Here is a 10,747-nt window from a genome sequence, read left to right as displayed (position 1 = left end):
GCGGTAATGGGTAATGGGTAATGGGTAATGGGAAAACCATTTTTTACGCTAGAGTGCCCATTCTTCAGGCTTTTCATGGGACAACACTCTCAAGGAACATTTCGATTACTGTACCTCATAACATCGAAAAACGCTGTATTGGTGATTTGTGGGTGGGGTGGGGGCGGGTTTAGGGAATTGATTTGTGGGTGTTTTAGTTTTGGGTATAACCCGCCCCTACGGGGATCTGGGTGGTTTTCAATTTTCAATTTTCAATTTTTAATTTTTAATTTTTAATTGAGAAGGTGGGGTGGGGGCGGGTTTTGAGGATTGATTGGTGGGTGTTCTATATTTGGGTATAACCCGCCCCTACGGGGAATGGTTGATGGGTTTTGTCCATTGGGTTGAAGGACGTGCCGGTGCTGAGAGTATTAGGCTATACAATCCTGGACAGGGAGGGAAGGCGATCGCCGAAAACCCAACTGCTGTGTTAAGTTAGGACAGTAATATTCTCATCAACGAACATATGGCGTGCAAAATACTGACAGCAACGTATAACAACGGTAGCCTAATTCTCGATCGCCATCTGGAATCGATCATGGAAGGCAAGACGTTTAAAATTGTACTTATCGACACGGATGAAGGCGATCGTAAAAAGCAGCAGTTTTTGCAATTAGTAGACAAACACTCTTTTTCATTGTCTCCAGATTATCAGTTCAATCGAGATGAACTCCATGAGCGGTAAAGTCTTTTTAGATACAAATCTTTGGGTCTATCTCTATGCCAAAGAACCAGAAATAAAATATCTCAAAGTACGGCAAATTATTGCCGATGAGTTGGACTCGATAAGTCTCAGCACTCAAACCCTAGGAGAATTGTTCAATGTTTTGACCAGAAAGAAGCTTGTCGCCGATAATGAAGCTCAAGAAATCATCTTAGAGTTAGTTAGCACTTTCACTATTGCGGAAATAGATACCCTTAAAGTGATTCAAGCGTTAGAGATAAAATCTCGATACCAATACTCTTATTGGGATAGTTTAATTATTGCTACTGCTTTAACTTTAGATTGTACAATCTTGTACTCTGAAGATTTACATCACGATCAATTGATTGCACAGAAAATGAGAATTGTCAATCCATTTGCGTAAAATCAACAGGCAGTGGGGGCGGGTTTCCGCTTCGCGGACATGAATAGGGAATTGATGGGTGAGTGTTCTAGATTTGGGTCAAACCCGCCCCTACGGTTTTTGGGGGATAGGATTAGGGATTTGTGATAAAATTGAATCTGTTCAACAAGTTTGATCTTCTAACTATGTTGCTTCAGAAAATTAAGGAAAAGCTAGACCAATTCAATGATGAACAGTTAAACCAAATTGCTGATTTCATCGATTCAATTGAAGCTCAAGCACAACATCCGACTCGACAGAATAGGAAGTTGTGGCAAAACACAACACCAACAGAACGAGCGGAAGAGTTTCGTGATTGGGTTTCTGGACTGGCAAGAACGAATATTAGTTTACCAGATGAAGCATTTAACCGCGATTCTTTGTACGAAGAATGACAGACTATCTTTTAGATACCAATGTCGTTTTACGCTTGAGTAACCCTGATGATAGACGGCATCATGTAGCCAGAGAAGCGGTGAGGTTACTGCTCAACCAAGGGCATCAATGTTTTTTGACTCCCCAGGTTCTCATTGAGCTTTGGGTAGTGGCAACCCGCCCCTACGGGGAATTGCATTTATGTTTGATGATATTTTAAGAGATATTCGCCAAAAAGTTTCCTCTTATCAGTATGTGATGACGACCCATGCAGAAGAAGAGATGGCTGATGATGGATTAAGCATTTATGATGTTGAACAAGGGATTCTTACGGGTGAAATTCTTGAACGTCAACGAGACCGGAATACTTATGAATCTAAATTCCGAATTCGAGGCACGGGTTTAGACAATCAAGACCTAGAAGTGGTGGTTAAATTGGGTCGGACAGGGAAAGTTGTTATGATTACAGTATATGTTTTGTAGCACTCAAGGATAAAAGATTATGTTCTGTGATATTTGTGGCAATGAAGGAGTTAATATTCAAGAGGTCACCCGAACTTATGGGAAAGGAGAGGATTTATTAATTATTGAAGGGATTCCCATCATCAGTTGTCCCCATTGTGGAGAACGGTATCTAAGTGCAGAAACGTTGCACAAGATTGAATCTATTCAGCAACACCGGCAAGAATTGGCGGTTGCTCGTTCTGTAGAGGTGGCAGGGTTTTCTTAAAATTGGCAACTGTTCATTGAACTACAGGGTGGGGGCGGGTTTTGGGAATTGATGGGTGGGTGTTCTAGTTTTGGGTAAAACCCGCCCCTACGGGGAATGGTTGATGGATTTTGTGGGGGCGGGTTTTGGGAATTGATGGGTGGGTGTTCTGGACTTGGGTATAACCCGCCCCTAGGGGGAATTGAATTGATGTTTGATGATATTTTAAGAGATATGGGAATGAAAAGACTATATAGACTTGTGTTACCATTTTGCGAATATGATTTGACAATGCTATATTCCCCCGCTTCTCATAACCGATGAGTTTTACGTCTCTCCTTTATGGTGTCTTTTTATTCAGTGTTTGTATCCTGTATTGGTCAAGCCGATCGCGGCAAACGCGGTTTTTGTTGTTGGCGATCGCCTCATTACTCTTTTATGCCTCTTGGCAACCCCAATATATTCCCCTGCTGCTGGCGATGACTTGGGTCAACTATAGTTTAGCCAAAGTTCTGGTTCCCGATACTGTCCCAGGTTCCCACGCCCAAGACTGGCAGCTCTCTAACCAAGAGTGGCAATTTGCCCAAACGGGTTGGAATCAACGGCGCTTTTGGATTTTAGTCCTTGGAATCGTCTTAAATGTCTTGCTCCTATTCGGCTTTAAGTATGTTCCCTTTGTCCTCGGTTCCGTGGGCGAGATCTGGCAAATCCCCACTGCTACGGCTTCTGCGGACTGGGTGAGCGACAATGTGATCGCGCCCTTGGGACTGAGTTTCTTCTGTTTTGAGGCGATCGCCTACTTAGTCGATGTCTATCGAGGCGCTCCTGCTGCCAAAAGTTTCACCAAATTTGCCGCCTATAAACTCTTTTTTCCGAAACTAATTTCTGGCCCCATCACCCTTTATCAGCAGCTCACTACCCAACTGAGAAACCCTCAATTTCCCTCCATCGAAATGTTCACAGAAGGGTTATGGTTAATCGCATTAGGAGCCACAAAAAAAGCCCTGGTTGCTGACCGGTTGGGCCTGATTGTAGACCTCAGTTTTACTCACCTCGTCCGCGCTGGCAGTTGGGATCTGTGGTTAGCCACCCTCGCCTATGGGCTGCAACTCTATTTAGACTTTAGTGGCTATGTGGACATTGTGCGCGGCAGTGCCATTTTACTCGGCTTCAATCTACCCGAAAACTTTGAAGACCCCTATTTTACCACCAGCATTGCCGACTTTTGGCGACGGTGGCACATGACATTAGGAAGTTGGCTGAGAAATTATCTCTATTTTCCCTTGGGAGGCTCCCGTTTAGGATTATTCAGAACCTGTTTCAATCTGCTGATGGTGATGTTAATCGCGGGAATTTGGCATGGTGCAGCCTGGGGCTTTATTGTCTGGGGTGTTTATCATGGATTAGCCTTAGTTGTCCATCGTTTGATCGATAGTTTGTCAAAAGAAAGTCATACATTAAAAGCCTTTTGGCGCAGTTTACCCGGCACAATCTTGGCATGGATCGTGACCCAATCCATGGTATTTACCGCCTGGATATTTTTCCGGCTGCCCAACTTAAAAGACTCTTGGTTTGCCATTTCCCACTTATTCGGTAAAGAGGCTGACCCCCAATTTACCCAGAAAATTTATCTCGATACCCTAGGCATCGATCGCCTACAATTTACTTGGGTCTTATTCGCTCTCGTCGGTGTCATGACTCTGCTGTTTTTATTGCAGCGACGCTTAAACTTACAGCTCAATTGGCCGATCAAATTAGTCTTAAGTCCCGTTAGTTTATATCTGGTGTGGTTACTCGCTCCCCAAGGGGCACTGCCCTATATTTATTTTGATTTTTAGGATAGGGTCACCCGATTGACTTTTGCCGAGCATTATTTTCTAGATTGGATATCATTTAAGTGCGATCGCCCACAGCAGTGACTTCCCGCGCTCCAAAAATCGCCTCTGGGTGGCAGTAATGCTTAAACTCCAGGAAATTTTCAAACGGATCGGCTAAGAAAAAGGTAAAATGCTCTGTTAATTGGCCTGGAAACCGTTGTTTGGGCTGTTGAAAGAAGCGTAAATTCCGATCGTGCGATCGCTGCAACAGCTCATCCCAATCCGACTTTTGCAGAAACACCAAGCCAAAATGACGGGGATAAATGCCGGTTTGCAGAGGGATTGGCTCATCGGTGACATGGGCCACCAACTGATGGCCATACAAGCTTAAAATAAGAGCATGGCGCGATTCTCGACCCATTTGGCAGCCCAAACCCTCCACATAAAAGGCTTTGGTTGCTTCCAGATTTTGCACGGGAAACGCCAGATGAAATAATACCCTGTCCATAACCGACCTTATCCTCCATGACTGATTTAACCATCTTCACTCATCCCTGGATCGTTGCCGTAATTCTGAATACGGTCTTATTGACCATTGTGGCATTAGCGCCGAAAAAATTGTTAACCCTGGCAGGAGTGATTCATGCTTGGATTTTGGGGGTACTGGTCTGGGGAACCCTGGGATGGCCCGGTTATGCGGTGGTGGGGTTTTATTTCTTAGTCGGATCGGGAGTCACTCGCATTGGGTTAGCCCAAAAAGAGGCCGAAGGAATTGCCGAAAAACGCTCCGGTGCAAGGGGGCCGGAAAATGTTTGGGGGTCTGCTTTGGTGGGTGCAGTTTGTGCTGTGGGGGTGTTGTTTATTCAGGTTCAAGGGGGGCCGGATGAACTCATTCCCTGGTTGGGTTTGGCCTATGTGGCCAGTTTTAGCACCAAATTGTCGGATACTTGCGCTTCTGAGGTGGGTAAAGCTTACGGAAAACGCACCTTTCTGATTACCACATTGCAACCGGTCGCGCGGGGAACGGAGGGTGCAGTGAGTCTGGAGGGAACCTTAGCGGGTCTGGTGGGGGCGATCGCCCTTGCCCTAGTCGGTTGGTTGGTGGGTCTAATTAGCCTCCTGGGTGTCCTCTATTGCCTCGTAGCGGCATTTTTAGCCACAAATGTCGAAAGTTTAATCGGAGCCACCCTACAGACCAAAATGAGTTGGCTCACCAATGAACGGGTGAACATCATCAACACGGCGTTGGGGGCGATGTTTGCCGTTTTGTTCGCCTACGCAATCACCCTGTAGAATTGATGACCCGGACTTGATACAGCGCTTCATAATCTTGATTTTGACAGGCCTTCAAGCCGTTTGATTGGGCATTTTTACTTTTTTACCAATCAGACTTAAAAAGCTCGTGCCAAAATGCTGAATTTCTAGGAAGTTGGCATTTTGGGGCGCGGGTTTGTAGATGCGGAACGTTTTCATAATGCCTAGAGTTGCGGCACTTTCTAGGGGGCCGATAAAGCGGGTATCCCGGTCAAGGAAATGGGGTTGATTGACCCAATAATCCATTTGTGCGCCGTTGAGGAAGTAGCAACCGGAGTGGGGATTAAGAGGACGTTTTAATACAACGGGACATTCCATCACTTTACCGGTGAGTTGGGGATGTTCTTCCAGGTTTTGAAAGGGTTGGGTAACGTGGGGTTTGAGGTCTCCGTCGATGTAGGCTTTGCGGAATGGGCCACCGATGGAACTTTCGTAGCGGTTGGGTTGCAGAAGGTTGCGATCGCCCGTAATCCGATTAAACCACATCAGTTTAACAAAAAACCAAGGGTCAGATAAAATCAAGTCATCTTCTAGAAAACAGTAATAATCATAACATCCTAGGTTATCGCGCAAGAGGGCTTGACATTCAAACCCCAGAAACATGGGTTCACATTGACTAGCGTCGTGATGGTAAGAGTCTTGGGAAATGGGCAGTTGATTGAGTAAATGATGTCCCCTGGTCGTACAAATAACAATATCAATATGGTTAACGTATTGTTGGTTACTCGGCACAACCTCCCGTTTACCAATGTCAATCATACATTGAAATTGGCTATAAAGTTGATGAATAGCAGCCAGACTTGAGGTGAGCGCTTGGATACGCGGTTGGGGATCGGGACGTTGGGAAGCATGTCGTTGAGATCCTTGGGGGTTATAAAAGTGGGCAATGGTAAACAGAAGACGCATACATTAGTCATTGAGAGTAATAGAACTATTTTGTCATTGGTAGTGAAACCAAACCACCAATTCGCATTGACAAAGATACAGCACTCATTGAAGTATACATCAGATCAACCTTCGATCGATTTAGGTATACGACTTGACTCTTTTCGCTTATAATAAAAATGGTATAATTTTTATTTTTTAGGCGTTTTATGAAAATTAATTTATTTACTACATGGATGATTCTCCTTTATCTTAGCATCAGTTTGGTGAGTTGTAAATCGGCTACTAACACCTCGTCAACTCCCGAAGAAAATTCCTCTAGTTCTAGTGAGACTATTTCTCAAGTCGATCGGTCTGATATCGATCTAGAAACTGAAAGGGTGGCGACTCAACCCTGGAATATTACATTTGTGACCAAAGCGCCCAATTACGCAGAATTATCGGAGCATGATTATTGGTCAGTGACATGGCAAGGGATCGAGCAGGCAGGAAAAGATTTTGAGGTTAATGTAGAGTTGGCTTATATTACCGATTCTTGTGAGAATGAGTTGGCATGTATTGAGGCACAAATCAGACTAATATCTGAGTATTTAAGCGGTGGAAATACGGATGCAATGATTATTGCTCCGATGGATGCGAATCGTCTGGTTCCCGTGACGGAAAAAATAATTGAGACCGGTGTTCCCGTAATTGCTCTAGATAGTGCAATTAATAGCAATAAGGTGTTGTCTCTAGTCAGTTTTAATAATTTTCAAGCGGGAAAAGTGATGGGAGAGTGGTTAGTAGAGAAACTAGAGGACGATAGTAATGTTTTAATTTTAGAAGGAGTGACCAGTCAACGGAGTGCGATCGATCGCCGCAATGGATTCTTAGCGGGACTAGAGCAAGGTAATATCAATGTTCTCGCAAGCCAATCTGCTCTCTGGGATAAGGATATGGCAGAAGAAATTACAACTCAATGGCTAGAGGAATTCTCGGATATTGATGCAATTATGTGTGCCAATGATACTATGGCTTTGGGGGCGCTCAGGGCTATTCAAAAAGCTGGACGCAGTGATATTTTAATTACCGGGTATGATGCGATTCAGGAGGCGATCGGGGCGATCGCCAAAGGAGACATTGCTGCTACCATCGATCAATCTCCCGATATTCAAGCTCGTATTGCCCTACAAATGATGGTACGTCATCTAGAAACGGGGGAAACCCTTCCTGCTATCATCTATATGCCAGACATTAAAGTAGTCTCTCAAGAGAATGTGCAAAACCATATTCAGTAATCAGATCGTGATTTATCATGAAGATTTCTAAAAAAAAACTTTAATCAAACAGCTCATTCAAAAAGTATTATTGATCGCGCTTATTAGTATATTCGGTCTAGGTAGCACCATTGTTTTATTAGTCCTCAATCGCATTGAGTCAGTACACAAACAAATGCTTGAATCTAATGTGGAAGCAGTCAGAGCATTTGACGAGTATTTTATTCGCTTAAAAGCAAGTATTCTGGCAGCCTCAAATTTACTACAAGCTACAAACGATTTTCAATATTCTATTCTGCAAATTGCCTCCCTAAATCCCTCTATTGTTGACATTCTTATCATGAATCAACAGGGAAAAATAAACTATCAATATCATGCGTTTGGCCGGCTAAATGTCACCCAATACGAATCCCCTGAATTGCTCAAAACAGAGCTTGAATTTGGAGAAATAGCGTTCAGTCAGATCGCTTACGAAGAAGAAATATCAACCCTTGACATCCTCACACCCTTATTTGATGAACTGGGGATTCAAACGGGTATATTAATGATCAGAGTCGATCTCACAGAATTATGGAATAGAACCTTAGCGATTAAAGTTGGTGAATTGGGGTATGCTTACATTGTCGATAGCGAAGGTTATCTCATTAGTCATCGCAACCGCAGCTATTTAGTCAATCGCAATCTCACGTTACAGGATTTATTAGGCCGAACCCCTGAAAGTATTGCCAATACGGAACTGCAATTCTATCGTGGATTACAAAATAAATGGGTGTTTGCATCCGGTCAATCCCTGAACGTTGTCCCTTGGTTTGCCATTGTCGAGCAACCGATAGAAGAAGCATTGTACTCTCTTTTAATTCCTGGAATTGCGATCGTTTTAATCTTAGGATCTGTTCTTTTTTTAGTCTACGATATTCTGGTCTTTTTCCGCCATCGTATTGTTTCTCCTCTACACAAACTCAGCGCTGCTATTGAAAATACAAAACTAGGAAAAGCCATTAGCAACATTTCCTTATCAACTGATGATGAATTTTCACAACTGGCGACGGTTTTAGTCAATACTTCCCTAGACAATGCCAATCTTTATCATACCTTAGAACAGAAAGTCGAAGAACGAACAAAAGAACTAGAGTTAGCCAATCAAGAGATTGGCATTTTAAACGAGAAACTTAAAGTTGAAAATATCCGTTTAAGCTCTGAAATAGACATCGCAAAAACTATCCAAAAAATGGTTCTACCAAAACCTGGAGAGCTTAAAAGAATATCTTATTTAGATATTTCTGGATATATGGAACCTGCGGATGAAGTGGGAGGAGATTACTATGATGTGCTTCAGCAAGGCGATCGGTTGAAAATTGGTATTGGTGATGTGACGGGTCATGGATTGGAAAGTGGTGTCTTAATGTTGATGACTCAAACCGTAGTCCGAACGCTACAAAAAGTCAATACAATGAACCCCATTGAATTTTTAGATTTACTCAATCAAACACTATATGATAATTTACAACGCATGAATTGTGATAAAAATATGAGTTTATCGATTCTGGACTATCATGATGGGGTGATGACTCTAAGCGGACAACACGAAAACTTGATCCTGGTGCGATTAGATGGTCAAGTTGAGATTATCGATACAATTGATTTAGGATTTCCGATTGGTTTGGATGGAGAAATTAGGCAGTTTATTCACCAACAAGATATTCATCTCAATCCTGGAGATATTATTGTGTTATATACGGATGGGATTACGGAAGCGGCTAATATCCATCAAGCTCAATATGGTTTACAAAAGTTATGTAGTGTGGTAATTGAGTATCGACATCGGTCGGCGGAAGAGATTCGCGAGCAGGTGATTGAAGATGTGCGGGAATTTATTGGGCAGCAGAAGGTGTTTGATGATATTACCTTGGTGGTCATTAAACAAAAATAGTTGATCCCACTGTAAAGTAATAACTAATAAGTAATAATTAAGAGGATAGAGATGGTTGCTAAACGGATTTTACCCTGTCTAGATGTGAGGGCAGGGCGAGTGGTGAAGGGGATTAATTTTGTTAATCTTCAGGATGCGGGCGATCCGGTGGAGTTGGCTTCGGTCTATAATGACGCGGGGGCGGATGAGTTGGTGTTTCTGGATATTACGGCGACTCATGAAGACCGGGATATTATTTTGGATGTGGTTTACCGGACGGCTGAACAGGTGTTTATCCCTCTGACGGTGGGTGGTGGGATTCAATCCTTAGAAACGATTAAAAATTTGTTAAGGGCTGGGGCGGATAAGGTGAGTATTAACTCATCGGCAGTCCGAGACCCGGATTTGGTGAATCGGGCGAGCGATCGCTTTGGGAATCAGTGTATTGTTGTCGCGATTGATGCGAAACGACGCAGCAACCCAGAGAATCCAGGATGGGATGTGTATGTGCGCGGGGGACGGGAGAATACCGGACTCGATGCCCTCTCCTGGGCGAAGGATGTAGCGGCTCGTGGAGCGGGAGAAATTCTGCTCACGAGCATGGATGCTGATGGCACTCAAGCGGGCTACGATCTGGAACTAACCCGCACGATTGCTGAATCTGTGGAAATTCCGGTGATTGCTTCTGGTGGTGCGGGAACCTGCGAACATATCCATGAGGCGTTAACTGAAGGCAAGGCTGAAGCCGCCCTTTTAGCGTCTTTACTCCACTATGGCCAATTGTCTGTGGCTCAAATTAAGGAGCATTTAGCCGCCCAAGGTCTGAAAATCAGACAACTCATGAAGTAATATCTATCACGTTCTGTTCAGAAAGCACAGATTTCTAGAAGAATTTAACAATTGAACCGCGACAGTCCTGCAATAACTTGTTACAATACAGGAATTGTTACATTTCTTAAACGAGCAATGATCATTATTCTCATAATTGTCATTGCCTTAGTAGCCTGGTCTTTGCATCTGATGGAATCGGCGATTCATACGCGGGAATTCTCTCTGATGTTAGCTGGGGTTCTAGTGGCAGGGGCTGCGGTAGCCATGGTAGCGGTTTATTTTCTCATGGGGCATTATGTCGGCTATTTGAGTGAAGCCGCTCGGTTCAACGATCAGGCCATAGAAGAACCCCGTGAAGTCCTCAGTTGGCTAGTGGAGTTCGATGAAGCTCAACAAACTTGGGTTGAAGGCACAGAGATTGGCCAATACCCAAACCTGGGCGATCGCTAAAACACGGCGATCGCTCGACTCACCCAATAATTGAAGTTGGAGAACAACCCAAAAGC

At 43.8% G+C, this 10,747-nt stretch carries 14 protein-coding genes and 1 pseudogene; 13 read left to right on the top strand and 2 right to left on the bottom strand.

Features of this window, described 5'->3' with window-relative positions; genetic code table 11:
- The first annotated feature begins 316 nt into the window (after positions 1-316).
- From PJF56_RS21915 to PJF56_RS21880, 8 genes and pseudogenes are all read left to right on the top strand, one after another.
- A complete protein-coding gene (locus PJF56_RS21915) occupies positions 317-478 on the top strand; it encodes a hypothetical protein (RefSeq protein ID WP_283764854.1) in 162 nt (53 codons plus the stop codon).
- Between the two features lie 27 nt (positions 479-505).
- Positions 506-724, top strand: a complete 219-nt coding sequence (locus tag PJF56_RS21910) for a hypothetical protein (RefSeq protein WP_283764853.1) — start codon at positions 506-508, stop codon at positions 722-724.
- The gene (locus tag PJF56_RS21905; protein WP_283754120.1) at positions 714-1,127 is read left to right on the top strand and encodes a PIN domain-containing protein; all 414 of its coding nucleotides are present in this window, start codon (positions 714-716) and stop codon (positions 1,125-1,127) included. Before PJF56_RS21910 ends, PJF56_RS21905 begins: the two co-directional genes overlap by 11 nt.
- 164 nt (positions 1,128-1,291) lie before the next feature.
- The gene (locus tag PJF56_RS21900) at positions 1,292-1,540 is read left to right on the top strand and encodes a hypothetical protein (RefSeq protein WP_283764852.1); all 249 of its coding nucleotides are present in this window, start codon (positions 1,292-1,294) and stop codon (positions 1,538-1,540) included.
- A pseudogene (locus tag PJF56_RS21895) lies at positions 1,537-1,704 on the top strand (type II toxin-antitoxin system VapC family toxin); the annotation flags it as partial. The gene PJF56_RS21900 and the pseudogene PJF56_RS21895, both read left to right, overlap by 4 nt.
- Before the next feature lie 17 nt (positions 1,705-1,721).
- Complete coding sequence (locus tag PJF56_RS21890) at positions 1,722-2,003, top strand: DUF4258 domain-containing protein (RefSeq protein WP_283764850.1); 282 nt, start codon at positions 1,722-1,724, stop codon at positions 2,001-2,003.
- 19 nt (positions 2,004-2,022) lie between these two features.
- A complete protein-coding gene (locus tag PJF56_RS21885; protein WP_283764849.1) occupies positions 2,023-2,250 on the top strand; it encodes a type II toxin-antitoxin system MqsA family antitoxin in 228 nt (75 codons plus the stop codon).
- A gap of 299 nt (positions 2,251-2,549) precedes the next feature.
- Positions 2,550-4,067 (top strand): MBOAT family O-acyltransferase, encoded by a 1,518-nt coding sequence (locus tag PJF56_RS21880; RefSeq protein ID WP_283764848.1) that lies wholly within the window; start codon positions 2,550-2,552, stop codon positions 4,065-4,067.
- 55 nt (positions 4,068-4,122) lie between these two features.
- On the opposite strand, the gene PJF56_RS21875 is transcribed toward PJF56_RS21880, so the two are convergent.
- The gene (locus tag PJF56_RS21875) at positions 4,123-4,554 is read right to left on the bottom strand and encodes a VOC family protein (protein WP_283764847.1); all 432 of its coding nucleotides are present in this window, start codon (positions 4,552-4,554) and stop codon (positions 4,123-4,125) included.
- A gap of 17 nt (positions 4,555-4,571) precedes the next feature.
- Between PJF56_RS21875 and PJF56_RS21870 the strand changes: the two genes are divergently transcribed.
- Positions 4,572-5,339 carry a TIGR00297 family protein gene (locus PJF56_RS21870; protein ID WP_283764846.1) on the top strand — a complete coding sequence of 256 codons (768 nt, stop codon included), beginning with the start codon at positions 4,572-4,574 and terminating at the stop codon, positions 5,337-5,339.
- 54 nt (positions 5,340-5,393) lie between these two features.
- On the opposite strand, the gene PJF56_RS21865 is transcribed toward PJF56_RS21870, so the two are convergent.
- Entirely contained in the window at positions 5,394-6,266 is an 873-nt protein-coding gene (locus tag PJF56_RS21865) for a hypothetical protein (protein ID WP_283764845.1), read from the bottom strand.
- Between the two features lie 188 nt (positions 6,267-6,454).
- On the opposite strand from PJF56_RS21865, the gene PJF56_RS21860 reads away from it, so the two are divergent.
- The 4 genes from PJF56_RS21860 (at position 6,455) to PJF56_RS21845 (ending at position 10,691) form a co-directional block, all read left to right on the top strand.
- Entirely contained in the window at positions 6,455-7,522 is a 1,068-nt protein-coding gene (locus tag PJF56_RS21860; protein WP_283764844.1) for a sugar ABC transporter substrate-binding protein, read from the top strand.
- 154 nt (positions 7,523-7,676) lie between these two features.
- Positions 7,677-9,431, top strand: coding sequence for a SpoIIE family protein phosphatase (locus PJF56_RS21855; protein WP_283764843.1), 1,755 nt, complete (start codon positions 7,677-7,679; stop codon positions 9,429-9,431).
- Positions 9,432-9,482: 51 nt separating this feature from the next.
- Positions 9,483-10,259 carry an imidazole glycerol phosphate synthase subunit HisF gene (gene hisF / locus PJF56_RS21850; protein WP_283764842.1) on the top strand — a complete coding sequence of 259 codons (777 nt, stop codon included), beginning with the start codon at positions 9,483-9,485 and terminating at the stop codon, positions 10,257-10,259.
- 117 nt (positions 10,260-10,376) lie between these two features.
- Complete coding sequence (locus tag PJF56_RS21845) at positions 10,377-10,691, top strand: hypothetical protein (RefSeq protein WP_283764841.1); 315 nt, start codon at positions 10,377-10,379, stop codon at positions 10,689-10,691.
- The last annotated feature ends 56 nt before the right edge of the window (positions 10,692-10,747 follow it).

Origin of the sequence: Roseofilum halophilum BLCC-M91 (assembly GCF_030068445.1) — a bacterium.
In the GTDB taxonomy this organism is placed as follows: Bacteria; Cyanobacteriota; Cyanobacteriia; order Cyanobacteriales; family Desertifilaceae; genus Roseofilum; species Roseofilum halophilum.
Note: the sequence above shows the minus strand (reverse complement) of the source record. Positions and strands in the feature narration are given on the sequence as shown.